The organism is Bacillus sp. PPSBB_2 (genome assembly GCF_045291115.1).
Taxonomy (GTDB): domain Bacteria; phylum Bacillota; class Bacilli; order Bacillales; family Bacillaceae_G; genus Bacillus_A; species Bacillus_A cereus.
This window is the reverse complement of sequence record NZ_CP147983.1, coordinates 5466868-5492394: the sequence shown is the minus strand read 5'-3', so window position 1 is coordinate 5492394 and position 25527 is coordinate 5466868. Positions and strand designations below refer to the sequence as shown.

Genomic DNA, 25527 nt, shown 5'->3' with positions numbered 1-25527 from the left:
TTTTGAAGGGCAACAACAAGTAGTATTTCTATTTTCATTAGAAAAATAAAAAGACTTAAACATTATTGTATCATAATGTTCTTATATTTGGCATAAAGTGATTAATAGATGCATAAAAGACATTTGGATTGCATGAAAAAAGTCTCCTCTTGTAGAAAGAGAAGACTCTATATAAGTTTATAGGAACATCATACCTGCAACTGCTGCATTTAAGAAGTTCGCTAATGTACCAGCGATAACTGCTTTAATCCCTAATTGTGCAATTTGTTTACGGCGAGTAGGAGCTAACGTTCCTGTTACACCTAATTGAATTGCGATAGAAGAGAAGTTTGCGAATCCACAGATTGCAAATGTTAAAATTAGATTTGTTTTGTCAGAGAACTCTGCCATGTGTGGTCCTAAGTTTGCGTATGCAACGAATTCGTTGATTGCAAGTTTTTGACCGATAAAGCTTGCTGCTTGTACAGCTTCACCAGGAGAAACCCCGATTAAGATTGCAAATGGTGATAATAAGTAACCCAAGATTAAATCAAGGCTAAGTTTAATATCGAACCAAGAACCAACCCATCCTAATAATCCATTTAATAAAGCGATTAATGCGATGAAAGCCATTAACATTGCTGCTACGTTAATAACAAGTTGCATACCTTCAGATGCACCGCGTGCAGCTGCATCGATAACGTTTGCGTCTTCACGTTCTGTAGAAAGTTCAACGTTATTATCTACTTTTTCTGTCTCTGGCATAATGAGTTTCGCAATTAATAAGCTTGATGGAGCTGCCATTATTGCAGCTGCTAATAAGTGCTCTAACGGAATACCCATTGCTGCATAGCCGACAAGAACTGATCCAGCAACAGCTGTCATACCGCTTACCATAATAGTGAAGAATTCACTATTTGTTAAGCGTGCTAAGTAAGGTTTAATTAAGATTGGAGCTTCAGTTTGTCCTAAAAATACAGTCGTTACTGAGTTTAAGCTTTCTGCTTTAGAAGTTCCAAGAAGTTTACTTAATGCACCACCAACGACGCTAACAAATTTCTGCATAATACCAAAATGATATAAGATTGCTACTAATGAACTAATAAATACGATTGGAAGTAGTGCTTGAATAAAGAATACAAATCCCCAAGGTCCTTTTGCGTTGACTAAATCCCCAGCAACGAACTTAATTCCCTCGTAAGAAAAATTAATTAATCCTTGAACACCGTCAGCAGCGTGTTTTAAACCTGCTTTACCAGCATCCCATCGTAATACGATAAATGAAAATGACATTTGTAATGCTAGCGCAATTAAAATTGTGCGCCAATTAATAGCTTTGCGGTTGGAAGATAGTAAGAATGCAATTGCTAATACTCCAATCACGCCGCCAATTCCCCATAAAAGATTCATGCAGTGTATGCTCCTTCCTCATAGTAAAAACAGTGTATAAACCAGTTGTCTATACGTTTACGAATATAACATCTTAAGTAACTTATCATAATGGACATCGGAGGTCAAACGTCTAATGAAAAGTTTAAATAAAAAGAAAATTCTTCAAAAAAACACATATGAAATAAATAGACATGAAATAGGTTATGTTTTTTATGGGAATATATACATTATGATAACGTTATGCATTGTTTTTGCAGAATAAAGTGTATGAAATGGAAGAATGGATACATTATTTTTGTAGAAAGAAGGTAGGAGAAAGGGAGTAATATGTTGAACTCATAGCAAAAAAGCCTTCTAGTAAACTAGAAGGCTTTGAAACTATTAATTAAGGTGCTTTCGTGTATCCTAAGAAGTGGCTCTTCCAATAAGATTTACTTAATGAATCGATTGCTACACCGTTAGCTCCAGCTTGGATAAATGATCCGCCCCCAAGGTAGATACCCATGTGAGAAGGACCAGATTTATAAGTGTTTTGGAAATAAATTAAGTCACCAGGTTGTGGACTTGAAGTTTTTGGTAGGCTACTCCAATATCCTGCAACACTTTGGCGGTTAATGTTATGACCAAATTTCTTAAATACGTGGTAGATGTAACCACTGCAGTCAACACCGTTAGCAGAACTTCCGCCCCAAACGTATGGTACACCTTGCATTGATTTTGCATATGCAAGTACGGAAGAACTGTCGCCGCTATTGTTGCCTGTATTATTATTGTTGTTATTGTTTTGATTGTTATTTTGGTTATTGTTAGGCTTATTATCTACTGCGCCTCCAACTTGTGTTTTAGATAGGTAACGTGTTCCGATATAACCAGTTTGACCGTTGTAGTTAATTTTGCTCCATCCAGAGTTTTCAGAGATTACTTGAACCTTCTGACCTTGTGGAAGTGCGCCTATGATTCTATAATTTGTACCTTCGCCGCTACGTACATTTAGTGCAGAAGCATTAATGTAGTAGTCACCAATTGCACCTTGGTTAGGCTGTTCAGGTTGTTTTGGTTGCTCAGGAGTAGTAGTGCCACCTTTAACGAATTTTACAAATTCGCTACTAACAAAGCCTGTTTTTCCTTGGTAATTTACCTTAAACCAACCGTTTTCAGATCCAACTACGTTTAATGTTGTACCGTTTAAAACGCCACCAATTACACTATGGTAAGCGGCAGGGCCTGTACGAACACGTAAAGATGTAGCGTTAACTACGTAAGAACCACCAGTTTGAATAGTTCCATTATTGTTTTGCTCTTGTTTGTTGCCTTCTGTAACGTTTTCGTTAGAACCGCCTTTTGTTACGTAGTCTTTGCTTATATAAGCAGTTTGTCCTGCGTAATTGATTTTGAACCAATCTTGAACTTCGCCAACAACTTGTACTACTTGTCCTTTTTTGACAGAACCTACAGTTGTGTGAGAAGTGCTAGGACCTGTACGAACACGAAGGGAAGATACATTTACTGTATAGTTTCCGCTTGCTGGTTTTACTTCTTGGTTGTTATTATTCGTATTGTTGTTTGAAGAACCTGCATTAGAAGAAACGCCAGATACGAATTCGCCACTTACATAACCTACTTGTCCATTATGGTTAATTTTCACCCAACCATTTTCTTGTCCAATTACGTTTAATGTTTGTCCTTCATATACACGTCCAGAAACAGAACTAGAAGTGTTAGGAGCTGTACGTACACGTAATACATCAGCGGTAACTTTATTGTTTCCACCTGTGCTTACATTGTTGTTTGCTGCTCCACTTTTTGATACAAATTCGCCACTAACAAAGCCTGTTTTTCCGTTAATGTTAATTTTGAACCAACCATTTTCTTCGCCAATCACGTTTAGTGATTGACCGTTATAAACGCGTGAGATGATGTCGTGAGAAGTGCTTGATCCCGCACGAACATGTAATACGCTCGCGTTTACCGTATAAGATGAGTTGTTTGACGCAGAAGCTTGGACAGTTGTAGCAGCCTTTTGTGTATTTTGTTCAGGTGCAGCTTGAACACTATCAAGTGTAGGTGCTGCTCCTCCTGCTACAGACACTGCCGCAAGACCGGCAAGATACTTTTTCATAATTTGTCGATTCCTTTCTGTCTGTAATGTAGTGAAGAAATATTTACCAACTGTTAAAAATTCTAAAGAGCATGTCGATTACTGTCAAGGCTTATGTGGGAATCTGAATATGACAAAAAGATTACAAGAAAAAATCAAGGCATAAATTTACACCTTGATTTCCATTTAAATGCATATATTGAATGTGAAAGGGCAGAAATTATTCGGGTTTAAGAAGATGCCATATTGGATTGTAACAAGATTTGATTAAATGATTTTTGCAGTTTTTTGGTGATAGGCCCAACTTGCCCATCTTGAATCGCGGTTCCATCAAGGTGGGTCATTGGTAAAATTTCAATCGTTGTGCCTGTAAAAAAGCATTCATCTGCTTGATAAACGTCACGAACGCTGAAAAGTTCTTCCTGTACAGGTATGTGAAGAGTATTCGCTAAAGAAAGGACATATTGACGAATAATGCCATTTAAAATAAGGTGATTGGCTGGATGTGTGTAAAGAGTTCCGTTTTTAATTAAAAAGAAGTTGGAATGGCTTCCTTCCGTTATAATACCATTCCTTACGAGAAGTGCCTCTTTACAGCCTTTTCGTTCAGCTTTCGTAGCAGCTAGTACGTTTGGTAATAAATTTAATGATTTAATGTCACAGCGTAGCCATCGAGTATCGGGTTCTGATATAGCGCGTATACCATATTCAATCCATAACGCTGGTCTTTCTTTTTTTGTAATATAGGCATAAATTGTTGGAGGGTTGTCATATGAAAATATATGTGTGCGAGCTTGTACACCACGAGATACTTGCAAATAAATTGTGCCATCTTCATGGAAATGATTTCGTTCAATTAATTTGTAAAGTAAAGTGATGAGCTCAGCTTTTGAGAAAGGGAGCGATAATTCTATTTCTTCCATGGATCGATATAATCTCGTTATGTGCGGATCTAATAAATGAAAGTTCCCTTTATATAGGCGAATAACCTCGTAGACACCATCTCCGAACTGCGAACCTCTCTCTTCAAGTTCTATGTACGTTTGTTGTTTTGTTGTATCAATAACTTCATCATTCCAAAGTACAAATTTTTCGTATGCCAATTTCCGTCCCATCCTTTCGTAAGTACGTAAGTAACGTGAAACTTTCATTCATGCGAGATAAAAATCACTATAGTAATTTTTATGTAAGCAATTCTCTACATATGACCGTATATGTATTTGTAAATCATAGAGAAGTAAGGATGGTTTACCCCGCATTAACGGGCAGTAAAACTCCTACTTAAAAATTCGGGTGGAGCAAAGAAGTGAATTGGGCGAATAACTGCCCGTAGCTACCCGATTGGTGAGGGCTGATTAAAGTTTCACTTTACAGCATTTTGTATATACAAATTCGAAAATAAGAATGAGAATCCTGCTTTTAAATAAAAAAAAGCAACATTCTTATGGAATGCTGCACAAGGAGGGTAGCTATCTTTCATAGGGACATTGTCTCGTTGAATGTTTTGTGTATGGAAACAAAACATGTTGAAAGACAATTATAAGAAAGTAGAAACAAAAGATTTACACACTTCTTTAAGGGATCTTACGAAAGATGAGAGATAAGAAATATGTAGAACCTCGTTTACATATTTTATTATAGAGATTTTCCATTAACACTATGTGAATATTTGGTAAAGGTTATGTAATTTTAAAGTTAATGAATATAAGTAGTTGTATGGAAGAAAATAAAAAAAGAGGCTGAGATTACTCAGCACTCTTCTTTTCTTCTTTAATAACTGTTTTTACTTCACCAGTTTTGATCTTATTACTTTCAGAGAAGCGAAGTAAGTCACCTTCAATGATTTTATCAGACATGTTCAATTCATTTTGGGCGCGATCAATTAGTGGTTGGGATTCTTCTTTCGGTAATTGTACAACTTCGCCAGTAGCACGGTCATAGAATGTACTGTTTGTGTACATGTATTTATCTGTAACGAAGCTACCGTCACGAAGAACAACGAATCCTTTATTATCAGGTGAGAATACATCATGACCGAATCGAACGTCATTTGTAGAATCTACACCAAGTAAGTTTAGAATAGTTGGTTTAATGTCAATTTCACCAGTTGGTTTCGAAATTGTTTTACCTTCTTTTTGACCTGGAACGTGAATAAACATCGGTGTTTTTTGTAAGTTCATATGGTCAAATGCAGTGATTTCTTCTTTTCCTAAGAACTGTGCCATTGCACGGTTATGGTTTTCAGAAATACCGTAGTGGTCACCGTAGAATACGATTACTGAGTTGTCGTAAATACCTTCTGCTTTTAGACGCTCAATAAAGTGTTTCATTGCTTCGTCTAAGTAACGAGCAGTTACCATGTAACGGTCAAATACTCCATCACCAGAATTGTATTCATCGATTAATTTTGTACTGTCATCGTAAGTGAATGGGTAATGATTCGTTAAAGTAAGGAAGCGAGTATAGAATGGTTGCTTCACTTGTTTTAACATATCAATAGATTGATCGAAGTATTCGATATCTTTTAATCCCCAATTTAATTTTGTTTCTGGCGTAATCTTGTAATCAAGCTCGTTGTAGTAACGATCATAACCAAGTGCTGGATACATAATGTTACGGTTCCAGAATGTTGCGTTGTTTGCGTGGAATACCGACGTGTGATACCCTTGCTGACGTAAAATTTCTGGAGTTGCTGTATATTCATTGTTACCGTGTGTGAAGAATACAGCACCACGGTCTAGTGGATATAACGAAGTATCTACTAGGAATTCAGCATCAGATGTTTTACCTTGACCTGTTTGATGGAAGAAGTTATCAAAGTAATAACTTTCTTTCGTAAATTGGTTTAAGAATGGTGTAACTTCTTGTCCGTTAACTGTTGCACCAATTAAGAATGTTTGTAATGACTCAAGAGAGACAACAATTACGTTTTTCCCTTTTGCAGTACCGAACATATTTGGATCTGGTTTACTTTGTGTTGTTTTTACGTAGTTCTCTGTTTCTTGTAATTTACTACCGTCAGCGAATGCTTTTTGTGAACTTGATTTTGCTTGTAAGCCAAGATCGTATACTTGGTGTACATATAATCCTAAGTTTTTAACAAGCATAACGCGGTCGAATGAACGTGTTAATAGTTCTGGGCGTTCAGCTTCTGCAAGTCCTAAGTTTGCGAAGAAAATAGCAACTGTTGATACGAAGTATAGAGAACGCATCGGGCGTGCTACACGCTCTGTAGGTGCAAAGTTCTTCATTTTCTTCAATAGAACGAAGAATATGATAATGTCTGCAAATGCAAGGATAATTTTGTAGTTAAATAATTCTTTCACACTAGAACCTAAACTTCCGAAGTTAGATGTTTGTCCTAGCACCGGTAATGTAACGAAGTCATTGTAGAATCCGTAGAACATTACGTTACCAACAAGAACGATTGTTAAGACAAAATTAATTCCAAGTGCTATATAGTTACGTTTTTTCCCTTTTGCAAATAATGCAAGACCAACAAGCAGTAATGATGCTGCTAATGGGCTAAGGAATAAAATGAATTCTTGCATGAAAGATTCAAGTTTTAAATCAAAGCTTGTGCGTGTAATAAGGTAAGTTTTCAGCCATAAGGCTAAAGCTACGAATAAAGTGAAACGCACATTTTGAAATTGTGATTTCAAGGTTTCTTTCATTCATTTCCACCCTTTCTCTATCAGGCTTGGTCGATTTTGGAGCGAAAAATGTTAAAATAAAAAATACATAGTTTTCTTGGCCATAATTAAAGGTTCTATATTCACCCATATACGACTATAACTATGCATACCCTTTTGGTTTCTTTTGTTGCTCATAAGCATAACGTCATTTCTGTATTATACAACAAAATTCATTTCTGAGAAACACTATAACATTTTACATTTTTTGTATAAGATTTGTCACTACCAGAGAAAACTTTAACATTCGTTTATATGTCCGTCAACTAGAAAATATAACAAAGGTAGAGCAGAATGTTAAGTGGAAGTGAAAATTTTCTTTGTTGAGAAATAAGAAACGAAGATGGGTAAGGGTTATCTAGAAATCTATTATATGAAGGAAATCGTGTGAAAATTAACGAACACTTGTTCTTTTTTAGTTTGTTTGTTACAATGAAAGTTCATTGATAGGTTTTGTGTAATTTCCATGAACTTTTACTGATAACATATTGTAGCTTATTTCTTTTTAAAAATAGGGAGGCTTTTTACATGAAACAAAAATTTTCAGTTGAAGCGTTTTGGAAGAAAGTAAAACATGTTGCAAAGCAAGCAGGGCAGTCGGTCATTTATGCAAGTTTATTACTGTTTTACGTTTTGCAAAGACCCGATGTTCCAAAACGAGTGAAAATTATTGTAATTGGAGCACTTGCTTATTTTATTGCACCGATTGATGCGATTCCAGATTTCATTGCTGGAATTGGCTATACGGATGATTTGGGGGCGTTAACGGCCGCACTAATACAGGTGTCGTTATACGTCAATGAAGATGTGAAAGATAAGGCACGAGTGAAGTTGGCAGAATGGTTTGGTTCGGATATAGACACAACATTTATCGATCAGAAATTAGGTCAATAGGTGAAATCTGTCATGAGGTGACAGGACGAACGTAAGCGAGGAAGTGCATTATGCCATCAGGAAGAACGCATACGAAAATAAACTTAATATCCCTTCCGGTTGTTTTGTTTTTGCTCTTTTCGTATGGATTAACAAATTTTGATTTTTTATTAACTTTTGCAATTGGTTTTTTAGTAGGTACTTCATTTTTAACACCAGATTTAGATACGTACAGTAATGCTTATAACAAATGGGGTTTCTTACGTATATTTTGGTATCCTTATAAAAAAGTAATGCCGCATCGATCTTTCTTTACGCATACGATTATACTTGGTGATGTGATTCGTATTGCGTACATGTTAATCGTCTTTTCTCCATTTTTATTTCTATTAAATGTAATCGCACTGGATGGTAATTTAATAGAAATTGCGAAGAAACATGAGGTTGAAATTGTAACGTTCTTAATGGGAATTGTTGTGGCAAGTACGCTTCACATTATAGCGGATAAAGTGAATACGCGCCGAAAGAAAATGATGAGAAAAAAGAAGAAACGCAGAAGATAAAGTGAACGAATTAGGAAAAGGACCCTTGCAATTTGCAAGGGTCCTTTTTTAAACAAACGTTTGTTTAAAATTAAGCTTTCAGTACTTTAATTCCTTTTACAATGTTCCAGATGAAGTAGTATAAGCTGATGATTCCGCAAATAGCTAAGACAATCATTGATCCAATTCCAAGTGTTACATCTGGTTGATCAGATCCAAGACCCATAATTCCTAAAATAGTTACGCCAATGAATGTAGCGATACTTGGAATGATGTGTGTCCATAGAGCACGTTTTGCATGTGGTTTTGTTTCAGCGTCTCCTACAATCCAAACGATAATAGGGAATAAGATAGGGGCAAATAGTACACTAAAGTATGATAACGCAGCTAATATTTTATTTCCGTTCATATATATCACCTCATAAATAATTTCTGTTGTTATACTATTATTATGCAATAATTTTGGCAAACTTCCTATCGATGAACATTACAAGAACGTGACGATTTTGTAAGATTTTCTGTTAAATAATAAAATTTTCAAAAAAATCTTTTTTAATAGAAATTGTTATGGTACAGTATAAATGAAAGTTATTGAAAACGTTTTCTTAAACGTTTTTTTATTTTAGACTTAAAGGTATGATGACCTGATAGTCTATTGATGAGGTTATTCTATTCAAAAGGGGATTCTTTAGGGGGAGAGAACAATGAACACATGGACACAAGTTTATGATCCATTCGGAAACATTTGGATTTCGGCAGCGGTCGCACTTATTCCGATTATCTTTTTTTTCTTAGCTTTAGCAGTTTTCCGCATGAAAGGGTATGTGGCAGGATTTATTACAGTTGTACTTACAGTTTTAGTAGCGTTATTCGCTTATAAAATGCCGTTCACGATGGCAATGGCAGCAACCGGATATGGTTTCTTATACGGATTATGGCCAATTGCTTGGATTATCATTATGTCGGTATTTTTATATAAAATTTCTGTAAAAACAGGTCAATTCGATGTGATTCGTGCATCGGTATTATCGATTACGAACGATCATCGTCTACTCGTTATTTTAATTGGATTTTCATTTGGAGCATTTTTAGAAGGAGCGGCAGGATTTGGGGCACCAGTAGCGATTACAGCAGCGCTTCTTGCGGGTCTTGGGTTAAATCCTTTATACGCAGCAGGTCTTTGTTTGATTGCAAATACTGCACCAGTGGCGTTCGGAGCGATGGGAATTCCGATTACAGTTGCTGGACAAGTAACAGGTATTGATCCACATAAAATTGGACAAATGGCTGGGCATCAATTACCGTTCCTATCATTATTTGTGCCATTCTTTATCGTATTTTTAATGGATGGATTTAAGGGGATACGACAAACGTGGCCTGCGTTATTTGTAGCGGGTAGTTCATTTGCGATTACGCAGTTCATTACAGCGACATTTTTAGGACCAGAACTTCCGGATATTACATCGGCACTTGTAAGTTTAATTAGTTTAGCGCTGTTCTTAAAAGTTTGGCAGCCGAAAGAAATTTATCAATCTGGGCAAGCAAATAGTGAAGTAGCAGCAACAACGACAGCGGCATCGATGCCGAAATTAACGTTTGGAAAAGTAGTGAAGGCATGGTCCCCATTTATCGTATTAACGGTTATGGTAGTCATTTGGAGCCAAAGTTTCTTTAAGGCATTATTCACTCCAGGAGGGGCTTTAGAAAGTCTTGTATTTAAGTTTGAAATTCCAGGTCTGCATAATCTAGTAATGAAAGCAGAGCCAATTGTAAATAAACCAACGCCTTACGAGGCAATTCTGAAGTTTGATGTATTATCGGCAACTGGAACAGCGATTTTAATTGCTTGTATCATTTCCATGTTTATTTTGAAAATGAATGTAAAAGATGCAGTAGTGACATTTAAAGAAACGTTAAGCGAATTAAAAATGCCAATTCTATCTATCGGATTCGTACTAGGATTTGCATTTATCGCAAACTATTCTGGTCTATCTTCCACGTTAGCGTTAGCATTAGCTGGAACTGGCGGACTATTCCCGTTCTTCTCACCATTCTTAGGCTGGATTGGCGTATTCCTAACAGGGTCTGATACGTCTGCGAATGCACTGTTCTCAAATTTACAAGCCATTACAGCGCAGCAAGTCGGCGTATCTGAAGTGCTTCTTGTTGCAGCAAATACAACAGGCGGTGTAACAGGTAAAATGATTTCTCCGCAGTCGATTGCGATTGCTTGTGCAGCAGTTGGTCTTGCTGGAAAAGAATCGGATTTGTTCCGTTTTACAGTGAAGCATAGTTTGTTCTTCGTAATTATTGTTGGTATTATGACTTATGTTCAGGCTTATTATTTAACGTGGATGATTCCATAAACAACAAAAGAAATAAACTTTTAATTTTCCAAATTATGGTGTATGATAGAAAGGTATTGAAAATTAAATCAGTGATAAACTAGGGGTGCCTAACGTATGCGTAGGCTGAGAGAGAAGCGCGTGAACTTCTTAACCCTTTGGACCTAATCTGGCTCGTACCAGCGTAGGGAAGTTAACGGCTTTACATAATGATGTCTTTATGAGCCAGGTCCTTATTTTTTTATGGACCTGGCTCTTTTTATGGAAGATGCGCAAATTGGGAATACCGACAGTAGTGGATAGGGTTGTTCAACAAGCAATCAGTCAAGTGCTTGGTTCAATATTTGAAAAACAATTTAGCGAATCTAGTTACGGCTTTAGACAAGGGCTCTTTTATGTTTGTATTTCGGAACTTCATCATATTTCTTTAAATAATAAGCACGGTAAGTAGCTTCACGAAATTGTACAGAGTTGGCAGCTTCAACCATGTAATAACGAAGATACTGGTTTCCCGTTCGTGTCATGGGTGTTCGTTCCGATTCAAAGTTTCCAGATTACGATTTTTTCTAGTAAAGACCGGTGTATTTGGCCAATTGTGCTTCGTTCTCAAAGCGTTCAATTTGTCCAACTTCCGCAATGATTCCCGCGGCGTATACGACTCCAATGCCTGGAACACTTGTTAAATATCTCGCTTCTGGAATGGCTTAGAATAAAGCAGTAATGCTTTTTTCTATCTCTTTGATTTGTTTTTTCAATGTTTGAATCAATCGTGCATAAGTGGCTAATACAACGTCCACAGAGTCTTGAACGACCTTACCTAGTCGGTAGGAGTCACGTATGGCTTTCTTGATGGTTTTCGCTAAATCTTCCGGGTCGCTAAAGCGTCCTTTCCCCTTTTTCTGAAGAAGAGTAGCGAGTGCTTCTAGATCCATTTCTGCGATTTCATCCAACGAAAGGGAATCTGAGAGTATTTCCATCATCGTCGCACCAAAAACAGAGGTATTTAACTCTTTCGATAACGTATTACATTTGTAGTAAAGGTTCTTCAGAAAGTGTTGCTTACATTATGTTTGCTGGTGAACGAGTTGATATCTAGATCGTGTTAAACGTTGAAGGGCAACGTATTTTTCCTCCTTGATAAGAAACTTATTATACCGTCCGATTCGTAAAAAATCGGCAATACGGAAAGCATCTATTTTATCGCTCTTATCTTCTTCAAAGAGTTTTTTATACCGATGGATGGCTTTTGGATTTTGTACGACCACTTCCACGTCTAAAGCCCTCAAATCCTTATCTTCCGTTAGGAACATGGAAGGACGGAAACTATAGACGGAAGTAGATTCCATACCAATGACAATTTTTTTATAGTTGTACAACTGATGAAAATGGAGAACATCCTCCTTAATGGCGTTGGCACCATTCACATCGTTTGAAAGACAAATTTCTTTCAAAACAGTGTCATGACTGTCAAGAAAACATACATCAAGTTTTTCAGAGCTTACATCAATAGCTACGAATAATCTCAAAGAAAGGACCTCCTTTCTTTGAATAGTATTTGGAATGAGCTTGGATACTGTGGGATCTCCCTAGAGTCAAAAACATAGCCACAACCTCGCGTATGAGTATTCAATGATTGCCTTCATCTAAGCTGCCCCTCCCACCATTATGAGAGGTAAGTGAAGGAAACCGATACAGCTTGTGCGTATGCAGTGCATTTTGGTCTGGGTCACAGTCTTTTAACGTGGTCGAACTACAGGAGGAGTAAGCATATTCCCGATGGATCCATTTCCGCACTTCCATTATCTGGGGAAATCCCCCAGTATCCAAGACTAAATTTTACCCATACATCATTTTTTTGATGTAGCTCTTGAAGATAAAAACTATTTAATTTTCAAGGAACAGTTATTAACTTAAAACTTATTATACGAGGAGGGTGTATCATGAAAAAAATATGCTTTGTATTAATTGTCGACGCTGGTATAAATTATGGTTCAATATTTTCTCTACCATTTTTAAGGAATCAGGATGATTTGAAGGAATATTTTTCTAAGTATTATGATGTTTCAATTAATTATATTAGGGATAAAAACTCAGTTGACTATTTGGTAGTTCCCAAACCGTGTCCAGCTTTTGATAATGAAAATAATCTTCCAATAATTGAAGTACCAGCAATCTTATTTATGGAAAAGAATTTTGAAAAAATAAAGACTTATATAGACAATTATTTTTCTAATAACTCATAAAGAAAATAAAAGTACAGTAAAAAGAAGTCCGATAAAAAACGAGTGGTGTAGAATATTTCTATTAATCATTCGTTTTTTATTATATTTACATATATTTTTTAAAAGAGGATTATAGACGTTCTGAAAAAAATAATTATAACAAGAACAGTGTTCGTGCTACTATCTACGGTTATTTTTTGTACTAAGTACCCCTTTAACTAACAAGACAACAAAAATGATTAACATATTAAGGAAATTACGTTACAATAAATGTAAGAGATTTTTCTTTGAGTTTTAGCTCTGAATAATAAAGATAGTTAAATCACTAAATGGAGGAGCAGGTCAATTTTGTTCCTTGTATAGTAAATTTTTACCTATCTCTATTGCAGGTTGTATGGCAGGTAACAGTAGCAGTTGTAGCGAAATACAGCAGAGACAAAGGCTCTTTGGCAAACGGGACTGATGAATGTATTTGGCAAGTAAAAAATGGTTCTTCCCGGAGTTAGTTGAAAAGTTTCATTCTCTCCAAAAGTAGAATCTTTGTCCGCAATGTGGAGAATTTGCATCGACCATACATGATTCTTTTAATAAGCTTTAACTTGTTTATGCTCCCTTTGGCAAGATCATTATTATTCTCATAAGTTACCGCATTTCTGACAGCTTCAATATCCCGGGCTAATCCATTCGTAAAGCTCTTAAACTCTTGTATATTAGTATTCTTAATTTTCTTAATACAATGGTTGAGATTCTCAACACTCTTTGTGGTGAAGATGTTTTTAAACTCCCATGTTAAATCATAAACTATTTTTACAATAGGGTGTTCTTCGTAATAATTATAGGGATTATGACTTATGTTCAGGCTTATTATTTAACGTGGATGATTCCGTAAAGAGCAAAAGAAATAAACTTTGAATTTTTCAGATTATGGTGTATGATGGGAAAGTATTGAAAATTAAATCAGTGATAAACTAGGGGTGCCTAACGTATGCGTAGGCTGAGAGAGAAGCGCGTGATCTTCTTAACCCTTTGGACCTGATCTGGCTCGTACCAGCGTAGGGAAGTTAACGGCTTTACATAATGATGTCTTTTATGAGCCAGGTCCTTATTTTTTTATGGACCTGGCTCTTTTTATTTTGGCATGCGCTGGCCATATCTCGTCCTTGTCACGAACAGGGGAGGCAACAAAGGTTATGAAACAGTCTGTTTCAGCTGAGCAAATTGAATTGAAATCGAGTTTACCAGGGAGTAAGAAAGTATATGTGGATGGACCACGCGCAGGCATGAAAGTGCCGATGCGTGAGATTGAACAAAGCGAAACGAACGGCATCCCAAATCCTCCAGTCCGTGTGTATGATACGAGCGGTCCTTATACGGATCCGGCGTATAAAGTGGAGCTGGAAAAGGGAATTCCAACGCCACGTCATTCTTGGATCATGGAGCGCGGGGATGTAGAGGCATATGAAGGGCGCGAGATGAAACCAGAGGATGATGGTGTGAAAGTGGCTTCGAAACATACACCTGTTTTCCCGCAAATGGATCGCCAGCCGCTTAGAGCGAAGCAAGGTGCAAATGTTACGCAAATGCATTATGCGCGTAATGGCATTATTACGTCTGAGATGGAATACGTTGCAATTCGTGAAGGAGTAGAGCCGGAGTTTGTTCGTAAGGAAATCGCAGAAGGCCGCGCTATTTTACCAGCGAATATTAATCATCCAGAAGCAGAACCGATGATTATCGGGCGTAATTTCCACGTGAAGGTAAATGCAAATATCGGAAACTCTGCTGTATCTTCTTCTATTGCAGAAGAAGTAGAGAAGATGACGTGGGCAACGCGCTGGGGTGCAGATACGATTATGGATTTATCTACAGGTAAAAACATTCATACGACGCGTGAGTGGATTATTCGTAATGCGCCTGTACCAGTTGGAACTGTACCGATCTATCAAGCGCTGGAAAAAGTAAACGGAATTGCAGAAGATTTAACATGGGAAGTGTACCGTGATACGTTAATTGAGCAAGCGGAGCAAGGGGTTGATTACTTTACGATTCACGCTGGTGTATTGCTTCGTTACATTCCAATTACTGCAAAGCGTACGACAGGTATCGTTTCGCGTGGTGGTTCGATTATGGCGCAGTGGTGTTTATTCCATCATAAAGAAAACTTCCTATATACTCATTTTGAAGAGATTTGTGAAATTATGAAGCAGTACGATGTTTCGTTCTCTCTTGGAGATGGATTACGTCCAGGATCGATTGCAGATGCAAATGACGAAGCACAGTTTTCTGAGCTTGAAACACTTGGTGAATTAACGAAAATTGCTTGGAAACATGATGTGCAAGTTATGATTGAAGGACCTGGACACGTACCGATGCACTTAATTAAAGAGAATATGGAGAAAGAGCTTGATATTTGTCAGGGCGCGCCGTTTTATACACTTGGGCCACTAACGACAGATATTGCACCAGGTTATGACCATATTACATCGGCAATTGGAGCTGCGATGATCGGTTGGTTTGGAACGGCGATGCTTTGTTATGTAACGCCGAAAGAACATTTAGGTTTGCCAAACAAAGATGATGTACGCACGGGTGTTATTACGTACAAAATTGCAGCGCATGCGGCTGATCTTGCGAAAGGACATAAAACGGCTCATCAGCGTGATGATGCACTTTCAAAAGCACGTTTCGAATTCCGTTGGCGCGATCAATTTAATTTATCTTTAGATCCTGAACGTGCGATGGAATATCACGATGAAACGTTGCCTGCAGAAGGGGCAAAGACAGCTCACTTCTGTTCAATGTGTGGACCGAAGTTTTGTAGTATGAGAATTTCACATGATATTCGTGAATATGCAAAAGAAAATGATTTAGAAACGACAGAAGCAATTGAAAAAGGAATGAAAGAGAAAGCAGAAGAATTTAAAGAAGCTGGTAGTCATTTATATCAATAACACGTTACACCTCTTTACTTGATTGATCACACTGTAGTACCTAACTTTATTATAGAAGAATCCCCATTTGCTAAGACGGTAGCAAATGGGGATTCTGTTGTTTATAAGGCAAAGAAGAGATGTACCCAGTAGAATAAGAGGAATAGTGTGACGACTGTTGTGAGCGGGATAACGATGAGGGATACACTTAAATAGTCTTTCCATTTTACTTTAATTTTGTTTTGTTTCAGAATATACATCCAAATGAGTGAAGCTAGTGTACCAATTGGTAGTAATAGTGAACCGATGTCACTACCAATGATGTTTGCAAGATAGATTGTTTTTAATGTGACTGGATCTAGTCCCATTTCTGTTAATGTGATTGTACCAATCATAAGGGCAGGATGGTTATTGAAGACGTTAGAGAGGATGGATACAAGTCCGCCCATTGCAAAGCTAGCATAGAGTAGATGCTGATTCACAATTGGCTCGAGCCATTGTACAAGTGCAGCTGTTAATCCTGCGTTGTGGAGTCCGTAAATAATGACGTACATAGAGAAGGCGAAAATTAAAATGTGCCACGGTGTCTTTTTCAAAATGTCGACAGGGTTTGTTCGTAAGTAGTACCATCTCCAAATGAGAAGAACGAGTGAACCAAGTACTGCAACGATTTCAATTGGGATGGATAAGAAGGATGCAACGAATAGAAGACAGCGCATCAGGAAGACGAAACCTAATACTTTTAACATGAATCTTGTCCGTTTTTGTTTCGTATCAACAGAATTATTTCCTTTTAGTGGATGGAAGTTTTTCGTGAAGAAAATTTCTTCAATATCATATGAAGAAACAGGTAATTTTTTCGGAAGTTTTTTCTTCAAAACTGTATACATGAGCCATGACATAAATAATAAGCCTAATGTTGCAGGTACAAACATCATAGCAGTATGCATATAAAGAGTCATATTAACGATATTTAATGCAATTAAGTTTACGATATTACTTACACCAATTGGTGCACTAGATGCGGTAGCGATTAAAGCTCCGCTTAATAAATAAGGAATTTGTTGATGTGGTTTTAATTGAAGGTTTTTTAGAAGAAGAATTAAAATGGGAGTTGTAATTAAAATACTACCGTCGTTATTAAATAAAAGAGTCATAAGAAAACATAATAATTGAATATACCAGTATAGACGGCGTCCAGAACCTTTCGCTAGATTTGCCAGTTTCGCTGCGGACCAATGGAAGAAGCCGAAGCTTTCTAATATAACTGCCATGACGATGGTCGCTAATATTGTTATGGAAGCACCGCCAATTTTACTTATAATATCCATGACGTCTGGTTTTGATACAAGTCCAGTAATTATGATGATACCAGCTCCGATTGCTGCTGGCCACGCCTCATTCAAACCTCGAGGCCGCCAAAAGATAACGATCATCGTTAAGAAGAATACAATAATAGTAATCCATATTTCAATGCTCATATTTTGCCTACCTTTCTATTTTCCCTTGAACAGATGTAGCTTGTCTCAAGTTTATATTGGTAGTATATTCAGCAAAAAATAAGAAGAACTAGACGTATAACGAGATGAAGCGAATATGTGTTTTTCAAGCTAAAGGACAAGTGTCACGAATAGTGAAATAACTATTATGAGAGGAGTCTATAAATTATTGGGGCAGTAAAATAGTAAATGAAATTTATATGGGCAATTATGGAGATATATTGACGCAACTTAAAATATATCAGCGATTATTGAAATATATCGGCGCAACTTAAAATATATCAGCGATTATTGAAATATATCGGCGCAACTTAAAATATATCAGCGATTATGGAGATATATCGGCGCAACTTAAAATATATCAGCGATTATGGAGATATATCGGCGCAACTCAAAATATATCAGCGATTTTTAAAATATATCGACTTATCGACAAAACATGACAAAAGGAGTCTATTCCAAAATGCCTTTTGGGACAGACTCCAAGACTATATTATTTTTCCTTCAAAAAAGTACGATCCTTCAAGAATAAATTCCAGAAGAAAATAAATCCTGGTAATAAAATTGCAATCCCAATTGCGTATAGAATGAGCAGTGCATAGAACGTTTCTGTCGTTGTGAAGCTTGTAAATACAGTTACGTCAGGATAAATAATATACGGTAAATGCGCGACGCCGTAAGCGTAGCTTGCAAATGCATATTGAGCGACGACAGCTAAAACGGCAATGCGAGGGTATCCTAGTGTATTGTATTTTTTGTTTGTCCACCAAAGGGACGAGTATCCGATAACGAATAAAACAATAGAAACTGTAAACCACGGGAATTGCTTTATTAATCCTTGCATAAGCCAATGTGTTTCTGGGTCCATTACAACGAGGGCGATGATTGCTGTAACGAGCGTTGCAGGACCAAGAATGATAGCATTTCTTCTATAAATTCTATACGTATCTTCTGAACTTTGTTCTCTCGCAAAATCAGCAAGAAAGAGAGAGGAGAGAAATAGTTCAGACGTTAGTCCGAAAAGCATATAACAGTAGATAACCGGGCTAGAAAGAAGTTTTCCATACAGGAGTACTTCTTTTCCTTCAGACATTGTAATATAGGCTCCCTCTGTAACGGGTAAAACGGTAATTAATAGTGCTGGAATTAAGAGACCAGTAATACCTGAAATAACCCGAAGAAGGTACTGATATTTTGGCAAGGAGTAAGCAAATACCATAAACGTACTACGTACTGCAACGAGCACTAAAATTAACATAACTGGTACGAACATTACTGTCGCAAGAGTAAAGGCCGCTTTCGGAAAGAAGCCGAGAAATGCGACAACGACGAAGACGAGAAACGTATTTGTTACCTCCCAAGTTGGTGATAAGTACCGATTCGCAAGTTTAGCAGCGAGCGTCGGATGTTTTGCGTATACCATGCCCCAAAAACCAGCTCCAAAATCGATGGACCCTAGTATACTGTATACGAAAATAAGGGCCCATAAGATGATGATTGCAATACTTTCCTCATGCATGAGAATCGCCTCCTTGGTGTTGTAAATCATTCTTTAATGGATGTCTTCTAAAGAATGTCCGTAGAACAATGACTGTTAAAATAGCGAGTCCAATATATAAAATGATGAACAAAACAAATAAAGGACCGACGAAATCGGCGCGTGTAGATGCATCGACGGTACGTTGCATACCATAAATTGTCCATGGTTGACGACCGCTACAACTGAAAATCCATCCGAATTCAATACCGAGCATCATAATTGGTCCGCATGCGGCAGTCCCCCAAAGTAGCCACTTCGGTAGTTCTGTTCCCTTTTTTCGGTAAACGAAGTACCAATATAAGAGCGCAATTGCTGCAACTGCAAAGGTAAACGCAGCGGTGCCGACCATTAAGTTGAATAGTGTATGTGTATAAAATGGTGGCCATGTTTCTTGGGGAAATTCCTTTAGACCTTTTACGACAGTGCTAGGGTCTAGTCCCACTAATAAGCTAAGCATGTTGGGAATTTCAAGTGCATAGTTTAGTTCAAGTGTATTGGGATCCACAACTCCGCCAATGGATAGCGGTGCGTGTGATGTCGTTTCAAATAAAGCTTCAGCAGATGCAAGTTTTTCAGGTGAGTGTTTATGTAAGGCGATCGCTGATTCATGTCCTGAAAGCCACATCGTAGCGCCTGTAATAAATGTAACGACAAGCCCTAATAGCAGCCCTTTTTTATGATAAGCAATTTCACGTGTACTTAAATTTTTCTTCAATAATTTAAATCCAGCGATAGAAGCAATGACAGCCGCACCAGTTGCATAAGCCGTAATAACGACGTGGAATGCACTTGTACCAAAACTCGGATTAAAGAAAGCTTTCCAAGGATCAACGTTAAAAACAGATCCATCTGGATTCATTGAAAAGCCTGCTGGTGTATTCATCCATGTATTTGCTGATGTAATAAGCACGGCGGATGCCGTGGCACCAAGCATGACGAAAAATAGCGAGATTAATCTCATAAATGGAGGAAGTTTATCGGCTGCATATACGTAAATCGACATGAATAAAGCCTCCAAAAAGAAGGCGAAAATCTCAATTTGGAAGGGAACAGAAATAACTTGCCCAACAATTTTGGCGAAACCAGGCCAAAGAAGTGAGATTTGCACACCAACGATTGTTCCAGTTGGAATTGCTACACCGAGAAGAATAGCAAACGCCTTTGTCCATCTTTTCGCCATAATGGCATAGTCGGAGTCTTTCTTCCAGTGATAGAGTATTTCGCTTATAAAAATCATCAATGAAAGTCCGACCCCAAGTGTTGCAAAGATAATGTGGAATGCTAATGAAGAACCGAAAAATGCTCTTGCTAATGTTACCGTATCCATATGTAAACTCCTCTTCTTTTTTGCCATTATTTTCTGATTGAATTGGAAGATTTATTCAAAAAAACTACCAAAAATATATATGTATTTAAAAGTGAATATGATAATATAATGTTGTAATATTTTGAATAGAAAGAAATGAATAGTTGGTCATGTTTTGTTTGTTTTTTGCTCAGGAATCTTTTATAATCTTTTATGCGAACATAAGTTCTATTTTTGGAATGAAGAAGTTTATGTGAGATGGAGAGGGTGTTTTATGTATCCTGAAGTCATTAAAAAGATGGCATTTTCAAAAGAGCATAGAGATTTATTATTGAAGCTATATAATAAAGAAATTACACGTCGTGAATATGATCGACTTGTACAATCGTTATATAAACCTTCTAAAGAGGTTTGCGAGGGATAGAAATGGGGGGAGACAATCTAATAGATTGTCTTTTTTAAATTTATGTATGTTCTGATAAAATTAAGGTTAGCCTTACTAGGGAGGTGAAAAGATTGCGTAAACGTTTATATATAGGGATTGGAGTTATCTTCTTAATCGCTTTAGGTGGAATTGTATTTTGGTCAGCTTTACAAGGAAACCGTACAGAAAATTTTATTTTAAGACATATGGTGAATGACAATGGAACACTTGCCACGTATCGTTTAGTAGATACTAAGGCAGGTACGGGTGAAGCTAAGGGACGTGAAGCTTTATCAGAATCGGCGGGATTATGGTTACAGTATACACTTGATAAAGATGATCAGGCGTTATTTGATGAGCAAGTAAAGGTTATTCAAGATAATTTCATATATAAGAATCATATTGTTTTATGGAAACTCTCTGAAAAGGGAGAGAGGCAGTCAGCTACAAATGCACTTATAGATGATCTTCGTATTATAGAACAATTATATCGTGCTTATGAAATGTATAAGGAAGAGCGTTATAAAAACCTTGCCGATCAATTAAGTGATGCTGTACTTCGTTATAATAAAAAAGATAATTATTATGTTGATTATTATGATGCAGATGCAGGGAAACAAAATAATTTTGTAACAACATCATACATAAATCCGCGTGCATTCTCCTATATGAAGAAGTACGGCAAAGTTTCTGCTCAGCAATATCAAGAAGTCGTTCAATTTTTAGCAGATTATCCAAGGCATGGCTGGGCATTCCCAAAAGAGTATAAAGAAGATGGTACATTTACGTACGATAAAGAAGTGAATCTTATTGACCAATCATACGTTGCATATCATCGAAGTTTAGGTGGTCTTTCATCAGCTGCTTATTTGGAATTTATAAAAAAGAAGTTCCAGGAGGATGGAAAGCTATACGGTCGTTACAATTTAGAAACGGGAAAACAAACTGTGAATTATGAATCGCCGGCCGCGTATGGACTAACGATTTTGTACGTACTACAAACAGGTGATACAAAGTTTGCGAAGGAATTGTATGATCATATGGCCACATTCCGAAATGACAACGTATTTAGTAGATATTACGGTGGATATGTAACAGGTGAAAATAATAATACGCATATTTTTGATAACGTACTACCACTTTTAGCTGAAATGGAATTAAAGAAGAGTGAACAATAAAAGGTGCCACCATATGAGGGTGGCACCTTTTATTTGTTCATATAATTTTACGTCCTAATATTAGAGAAGTAGTCAATCACGAATTCACGGAATTGCTGAGCTGTTTTTGATAAGTAGCGTTTTTTTGACCAACTTAATCCGATGGTTCGCTGACAAGTGGGTTCAATAATACGCAACTTGCTCGATGCTAAAGTAGAGTTTTTTAATAAAGTTAAACTTGGAACAAAAGCGATGCCGAGACCTTGCTTAATGAGGTCGCTAATCACGGTCGGTTCATCGACTTCAAAAGCAATATGTGGAGTGAAACCAGCTTCTTTACAAAATTCATCCGTTAAGTGCCGAAATCCATAGCCAGTGTTCATACTAATAAACGGTTCGTCCTTTACTTCATGCAGGTGGATATTTTCTCGGCCTGATAAACGATGGCCTGAAGGGACGACTAAGAAAATTTCTTCTGTAATAAGTGGTTCCCAAACAACTTCTTCCCCTTCAATTGGCACAGAGGAGATACAAAAGTCAATTTCTATATTATCTAGTTGTCGTTTCATAGAAGGAGTGGATGCAAGAAATTGTTGGAACCGAACGTTAGGATGTTCTAGTAAAAAAGAGCCAAGTAGTTCTGGTAATATTCTCGGAATAGAAACGGCTAGTGTAATAGAGCTTTGTTGTAATTCGGCTAAATCTTTAATTTCTCGTTCCCCTTCGCTTAATTCATGAAAAATACGCTCTACTCGTTTTAAAAATACTTTTCCGAAAGAATTTAAAGTAATCTGTCGACCTTGGCGATCAAATAAAGGAACGCCTAAATCCTTTTCGAGTCTAGCTATTGTTTTGCTGAGTGAAGGTTGTGCGATATGCAATTCTTCAGCTGCCTTTGTCATATGTTCTAGTCGTGCGACTGTCTGAAAGTATTTTAACTGGAGCAGTTCCATTTCGAGTCTCCTTTCTATAGACCAAAAGGAATGAATTAATAATTAAAGATGTATTATACAGTATGAAAAGTGACGTGTATAGTAAATCTGTTAAACCATTCTAATGGTGTTAAATTCGGAGAAGGAGTATGTTTCATGAAGGGAATTCAACTTGTATTTAAAGATTGGAAAGCGATGTGGCACCATAAACATGGACGTATCGCTTTAATTTTTTTATTAATCGTTCCGTTAATTTATTCAGGATTCTTTTTAGCTGGATATTGGGATCCGTACGGAAAATTAGATAAATTACCTGTTGCGGTTGTGAATTTAGATAAAGGTGCTGCGATGGATGAGAAAACAATTCATGCAGGAGACGATTTTGTAAAAAATTTAAAGGAGAATAAAGAACTGGCTTTTCATTTCGTATCAGAAAAAAATGCTGATGAAGGGCTAAAAGAAGATAAGTACTATATGGTTGTTACGATTCCAGCTGATTTCTCTAAAAAGGTAAGTACACTTATGGATGAGAAACCAGAACCAGCACAATTGCAGTACAAAGTAAATCCGGGTAAAAACTTTGTAGCAGCGCAAATTGGAACGACAGCTGTTGAAAATATGAAAACAAAAATTTCAAATAGTATTACGAAATCTTATACAGAAGGTGTGTTTTCAAAGTTTCAAGACTTAGCACAAGGGTTGAGTGATGCAAGTAATGGTGCTGGGAAGTTACATGAAGGAACGACAGATGCAAGAAATGGGGCAGATCAGCTTGCAGATGGTATTCATCGTTTAAGTGACGGGACATCAAAAGTGAAAGAGGGAAGTGAAAAACTTGCTTCTAGCAAATCAGCCTTAACTGACGGAGCGAATGAGCTAAGTCAAGGAGCAACTTCACTTCATAGCGGTATGGAGTTATTAGCACAAGGTGAAAAAACGTTACAATCAGGGGTTAGTGAATTAAGTGCTGGTACAAATGAATGGGTGAGCGGAAGTGAGAAGCTTGCTGAAGGCCAAGTAAAAGCGGATGGTGCAGCTAATAGTATAAAACAACAATTAGAAGAGTACGTGAAAAATCATCCAGAAGTGCAGCAAGATCCCGCTTTTCAAAAAATTGTTGCTACGTCTGATGGACTAGCTAAAGCAACAAGTATTTTAAATAATAGCCAACAACAATTAACACAAGGTGCGCAGAAGCTTGCAAATGGTCAGCATAAGGTTGAAGAAGGTATGAATACATTCGGAGTTAAGTTAAATGAAGCTACTGCTGGAACGAAAAAAATAGCAGATGGTGCTACAAATTTAGCTAGTGGATTTACGAAATGGGGAGCTGGATTTACATCATTACAAGAAGGTGTAAATCAACTTGCGAGTGGCGGAACAGAGCTGAATCATGGTGCTGATCAGTTAACGAACGGACTTGTTAAACTTGATGATGGTGCGAAAGAACTTTCTAGGAAATTAGGAGAGGGCGCAGAGAAGATAGCGGATATTCGTAATGATGATGCACGCAATACGATGTTCTCAGAGCCAGTTCAGTTAGTGAAGTCAACAGTTTCTGACGTGCCTAATTACGGTTCAGGTATTGCACCATATTTCTTATCGCTTGCATTTTATGTTGGCGGAATTATGGCATCGAATATTTTACCGCTTGGCCGCAGACAAAATATGAAGGTAAGCGGAACGGTACATTTTATTAATAAACTAGGATTGGTATATTTAATTGGACTTATTCAAGCGCTACTCGTAGATGTAGTTGTGCTAGGTGTTATGAAATTAGAAGTCGCAAGTGTGCCACTTTTTGTTTTATCAAGTATTGTTATTTCCTTTACGTTCATGACATTTATTCTTATGCTAGTAACAGTATTTGGTCTTGTTGGAAAGTTCTTAGCGGTAACCCTTCTTGTCCTGCAATTAGCGACGAGCGGAGGTACTTTCCCAGGAGAATTAAATATAGCTGTTCTTAGTAAAATTGGACAATTTCTCCCAATGTCTCATTCTCTTAGAGGATTACAAGATGTTATTTCTTTAGGAGATTGGTCGCAATTACAAATGCAAATTTTAATATTGTTATGTTATCTCGTTGTTGCCGGTGGAATTGCTTGGATCACGAGTCATATACAGCATAGAGAAACGAATGTAGAACAAGTTTCTTAAGATGAAATAAGCTATCCGATTTTTTCGGATAGCTTATTTTTTATTTACGTTCCATTACTGCAAAGTAATTATTTTCATTATCAGCAAAGTTGAATGCTCTACCAGTAGGTAAATCTACAACCTGTCCAACTGTGACATTTTTCTCAGAAAGATCTTTATATAGACGGTCTAAGTCATTTGAGAAGAACATAAGTGAAGGTGTATTTAGGTTTAGTTCAGGTTGCATCTTCGCGATTAACGCTTTATCGTGAAGGACGATGCTTGTTCCTGCTTCTTTCGCCGGTGCAATTTCAATCCAGCGGAAGCCATTTCCGTTATTTTCTTCCGCAATGATTTGGAACCCTACTTTTTCTGTCCAAAATTGTACTGTTTTGTCTTGGTTATTTACATATAGCATAATTTGTCCAACTTGATTAATCATAGGTGTCTCTCGCTTTCT

The 25527-nt window shown here is 37.1% G+C and carries 21 protein-coding genes, 3 pseudogenes and 2 riboswitches; of the genes and pseudogenes, 10 read left to right on the top strand and 14 right to left on the bottom strand.

Annotated elements, in window-relative coordinates; all coding sequences use genetic code 11:
• Positions 1-177: 177 nt before the first annotated feature.
• From V6946_RS28020 to V6946_RS28005, 4 genes are all read right to left on the bottom strand, one after another.
• Positions 178-1389: a NupC/NupG family nucleoside CNT transporter gene (locus tag V6946_RS28020; RefSeq protein ID WP_006925826.1), complete on the bottom strand. Its 1212-nt coding sequence runs from the start codon at positions 1387-1389 to the stop codon at positions 178-180.
• Positions 1390-1756: 367 nt separating this feature from the next.
• Positions 1757-3490 (bottom strand): SH3 domain-containing protein, encoded by a 1734-nt coding sequence (locus V6946_RS28015; RefSeq protein ID WP_366982047.1) that lies wholly within the window; start codon positions 3488-3490, stop codon positions 1757-1759.
• A 209-nt stretch (positions 3491-3699) separates the two neighbouring features.
• Positions 3700-4584, bottom strand: coding sequence for a D-amino-acid transaminase (locus tag V6946_RS28010; protein WP_080342281.1), 885 nt, complete (start codon positions 4582-4584; stop codon positions 3700-3702).
• Between the two features lie 630 nt (positions 4585-5214).
• Positions 5215-7143 (bottom strand): LTA synthase family protein, encoded by a 1929-nt coding sequence (locus V6946_RS28005; protein WP_000665333.1) that lies wholly within the window; start codon positions 7141-7143, stop codon positions 5215-5217.
• 546 nt (positions 7144-7689) lie between these two features.
• Here V6946_RS28005 and V6946_RS28000 point away from each other — a divergent pair.
• Together V6946_RS28000 and V6946_RS27995 are read left to right on the top strand one after the other, a co-directional pair.
• Positions 7690-8055, top strand: coding sequence for a YkvA family protein (locus V6946_RS28000; protein ID WP_000810369.1), 366 nt, complete (start codon positions 7690-7692; stop codon positions 8053-8055).
• Positions 8056-8105: 50 nt separating this feature from the next.
• Positions 8106-8597 (top strand): metal-binding protein, encoded by a 492-nt coding sequence (locus V6946_RS27995; protein ID WP_001139059.1) that lies wholly within the window; start codon positions 8106-8108, stop codon positions 8595-8597.
• Between the two features lie 70 nt (positions 8598-8667).
• On the opposite strand, the gene V6946_RS27990 is transcribed toward V6946_RS27995, so the two are convergent.
• The gene (locus V6946_RS27990) at positions 8668-8985 is read right to left on the bottom strand and encodes a DUF4870 domain-containing protein (protein ID WP_001014099.1); all 318 of its coding nucleotides are present in this window, start codon (positions 8983-8985) and stop codon (positions 8668-8670) included.
• Between the two features lie 295 nt (positions 8986-9280).
• Between V6946_RS27990 and lldP the strand changes: the two genes are divergently transcribed.
• Both lldP and V6946_RS27980 read left to right on the top strand, forming a co-directional pair.
• Positions 9281-10942, top strand: coding sequence for an L-lactate permease (lldP, locus tag V6946_RS27985; RefSeq protein WP_001099333.1), 1662 nt, complete (start codon positions 9281-9283; stop codon positions 10940-10942).
• A 71-nt stretch (positions 10943-11013) separates the two neighbouring features.
• A riboswitch (TPP riboswitch) is annotated at positions 11014-11129 on the top strand.
• Between the two features lie 57 nt (positions 11130-11186).
• A pseudogene (locus tag V6946_RS27980) lies at positions 11187-11303 on the top strand (Retron-type RNA-directed DNA polymerase); the annotation flags it as partial.
• On the opposite strand, the pseudogene V6946_RS27975 reads toward V6946_RS27980, so the two are convergent.
• From V6946_RS27975 to V6946_RS27965, 3 genes and pseudogenes are all read right to left on the bottom strand, one after another.
• A pseudogene (locus V6946_RS27975) lies at positions 11299-11559 on the bottom strand (transposase). The pseudogenes V6946_RS27980 and V6946_RS27975 overlap by 5 nt on opposite strands.
• Before the next feature lie 66 nt (positions 11560-11625).
• Positions 11626-11901 (bottom strand): hypothetical protein, encoded by a 276-nt coding sequence (locus V6946_RS27970; protein WP_377827336.1) that lies wholly within the window; start codon positions 11899-11901, stop codon positions 11626-11628.
• Between the two features lie 84 nt (positions 11902-11985).
• A complete protein-coding gene (locus V6946_RS27965; protein ID WP_006925837.1) occupies positions 11986-12447 on the bottom strand; it encodes an IS110 family transposase in 462 nt (153 codons plus the stop codon).
• Between the two features lie 414 nt (positions 12448-12861).
• Here V6946_RS27965 and V6946_RS27960 point away from each other — a divergent pair, with 414 nt between their 5' ends.
• Entirely contained in the window at positions 12862-13164 is a 303-nt protein-coding gene (locus V6946_RS27960; RefSeq protein ID WP_000717611.1) for a hypothetical protein, read from the top strand.
• Positions 13165-13645: 481 nt separating this feature from the next.
• On the opposite strand, the gene V6946_RS27955 is transcribed toward V6946_RS27960, so the two are convergent.
• Entirely contained in the window at positions 13646-13915 is a 270-nt protein-coding gene (locus tag V6946_RS27955; protein WP_372584413.1) for a transposase, read from the bottom strand.
• A gap of 45 nt (positions 13916-13960) precedes the next feature.
• Between V6946_RS27955 and V6946_RS27950 the strand changes: the two are divergent.
• Positions 13961-14032, top strand: a pseudogene (locus V6946_RS27950) (L-lactate permease); the annotation flags it as partial.
• A gap of 71 nt (positions 14033-14103) precedes the next feature.
• Positions 14104-14219: riboswitch (TPP riboswitch) on the top strand.
• Between the two features lie 114 nt (positions 14220-14333).
• Positions 14334-16094 (top strand): phosphomethylpyrimidine synthase ThiC, encoded by a 1761-nt coding sequence (gene thiC, locus V6946_RS27945; protein WP_006917602.1) that lies wholly within the window; start codon positions 14334-14336, stop codon positions 16092-16094.
• 101 nt (positions 16095-16195) lie between these two features.
• On the opposite strand, the gene V6946_RS27940 is transcribed toward thiC, so the two are convergent.
• From V6946_RS27940 to cydA, 3 genes are all read right to left on the bottom strand, one after another.
• Positions 16196-17554, bottom strand: coding sequence for an arsenic transporter (locus V6946_RS27940; RefSeq protein ID WP_000021123.1), 1359 nt, complete (start codon positions 17552-17554; stop codon positions 16196-16198).
• Positions 17555-18065: 511 nt separating this feature from the next.
• Positions 18066-19091 (bottom strand): cytochrome d ubiquinol oxidase subunit II, encoded by a 1026-nt coding sequence (locus tag V6946_RS27935; protein ID WP_000544187.1) that lies wholly within the window; start codon positions 19089-19091, stop codon positions 18066-18068.
• Positions 19084-20439 (bottom strand): cytochrome ubiquinol oxidase subunit I, encoded by a 1356-nt coding sequence (cydA, locus tag V6946_RS27930; RefSeq protein WP_000381980.1) that lies wholly within the window; start codon positions 20437-20439, stop codon positions 19084-19086. The genes V6946_RS27935 and cydA overlap by 8 nt, the downstream gene beginning before the upstream one ends.
• Positions 20440-20692: 253 nt before the next feature.
• Here cydA and V6946_RS27925 point away from each other — a divergent pair, with 253 nt between their 5' ends.
• Positions 20693-20842: a hypothetical protein gene (locus V6946_RS27925; RefSeq protein WP_000283179.1), complete on the top strand. Its 150-nt coding sequence runs from the start codon at positions 20693-20695 to the stop codon at positions 20840-20842.
• Between the two features lie 92 nt (positions 20843-20934).
• Complete coding sequence (locus V6946_RS27920) at positions 20935-22020, top strand: hypothetical protein (protein ID WP_001231662.1); 1086 nt, start codon at positions 20935-20937, stop codon at positions 22018-22020.
• Between the two features lie 47 nt (positions 22021-22067).
• Here V6946_RS27920 and V6946_RS27915 read toward each other — a convergent pair whose 3' ends face one another.
• Complete coding sequence (locus V6946_RS27915) at positions 22068-22952, bottom strand: LysR family transcriptional regulator (RefSeq protein ID WP_000421929.1); 885 nt, start codon at positions 22950-22952, stop codon at positions 22068-22070.
• 135 nt (positions 22953-23087) lie between these two features.
• Between V6946_RS27915 and V6946_RS27910 the strand changes: the two genes are divergently transcribed.
• Positions 23088-25088, top strand: coding sequence for a YhgE/Pip domain-containing protein (locus tag V6946_RS27910; protein WP_000676364.1), 2001 nt, complete (start codon positions 23088-23090; stop codon positions 25086-25088).
• A gap of 40 nt (positions 25089-25128) precedes the next feature.
• Here the strand turns inward: V6946_RS27910 and V6946_RS27905 are convergent, their stop codons facing one another.
• Complete coding sequence (locus V6946_RS27905; protein WP_366982048.1) at positions 25129-25509, bottom strand: VOC family protein; 381 nt, start codon at positions 25507-25509, stop codon at positions 25129-25131.
• Positions 25510-25527: the final 18 nt, after the last annotated feature.

What these genes read in the sequence shown, in the direction of transcription:
- V6946_RS28020 (WP_006925826.1), bottom strand. Translation starts at nt 1,389, where the DNA reads ATGAATCTTTTATGGGGAATTGGCGGCGTGATTGGAGTATTAGCAATT.
- V6946_RS28015 (WP_366982047.1), bottom strand. Translation starts at nt 3,490, where the DNA reads ATGAAAAAGTATCTTGCCGGTCTTGCGGCAGTGTCTGTAGCAGGAGGA.
- V6946_RS28010 (WP_080342281.1), bottom strand. Translation starts at nt 4,584, where the DNA reads ATGGGACGGAAATTGGCATACGAAAAATTTGTACTTTGGAATGATGAA.
- V6946_RS28005 (WP_000665333.1), bottom strand. Translation starts at nt 7,143, where the DNA reads ATGAAAGAAACCTTGAAATCACAATTTCAAAATGTGCGTTTCACTTTA.
- V6946_RS28000 (WP_000810369.1), top strand. Translation starts at nt 7,690, where the DNA reads ATGAAACAAAAATTTTCAGTTGAAGCGTTTTGGAAGAAAGTAAAACAT.
- V6946_RS27995 (WP_001139059.1), top strand. Translation starts at nt 8,106, where the DNA reads ATGCCATCAGGAAGAACGCATACGAAAATAAACTTAATATCCCTTCCG.
- V6946_RS27990 (WP_001014099.1), bottom strand. Translation starts at nt 8,985, where the DNA reads ATGAACGGAAATAAAATATTAGCTGCGTTATCATACTTTAGTGTACTA.
- lldP (WP_001099333.1), top strand. Translation starts at nt 9,281, where the DNA reads ATGAACACATGGACACAAGTTTATGATCCATTCGGAAACATTTGGATT.
- V6946_RS27970 (WP_377827336.1), bottom strand. Translation starts at nt 11,901, where the DNA reads ATGATGGAAATACTCTCAGATTCCCTTTCGTTGGATGAAATCGCAGAA.
- V6946_RS27960 (WP_000717611.1), top strand. Translation starts at nt 12,862, where the DNA reads ATGAAAAAAATATGCTTTGTATTAATTGTCGACGCTGGTATAAATTAT.
- thiC (WP_006917602.1), top strand. Translation starts at nt 14,334, where the DNA reads ATGAAACAGTCTGTTTCAGCTGAGCAAATTGAATTGAAATCGAGTTTA.
- V6946_RS27940 (WP_000021123.1), bottom strand. Translation starts at nt 17,554, where the DNA reads ATGAGCATTGAAATATGGATTACTATTATTGTATTCTTCTTAACGATG.
- V6946_RS27935 (WP_000544187.1), bottom strand. Translation starts at nt 19,091, where the DNA reads ATGCATGAGGAAAGTATTGCAATCATCATCTTATGGGCCCTTATTTTC.
- cydA (WP_000381980.1), bottom strand. Translation starts at nt 20,439, where the DNA reads ATGGATACGGTAACATTAGCAAGAGCATTTTTCGGTTCTTCATTAGCA.
- V6946_RS27925 (WP_000283179.1), top strand. Translation starts at nt 20,693, where the DNA reads ATGTATCCTGAAGTCATTAAAAAGATGGCATTTTCAAAAGAGCATAGA.
- V6946_RS27915 (WP_000421929.1), bottom strand. Translation starts at nt 22,952, where the DNA reads ATGGAACTGCTCCAGTTAAAATACTTTCAGACAGTCGCACGACTAGAA.
- V6946_RS27910 (WP_000676364.1), top strand. Translation starts at nt 23,088, where the DNA reads ATGAAGGGAATTCAACTTGTATTTAAAGATTGGAAAGCGATGTGGCAC.
- V6946_RS27905 (WP_366982048.1), bottom strand. Translation starts at nt 25,509, where the DNA reads ATGATTAATCAAGTTGGACAAATTATGCTATATGTAAATAACCAAGAC.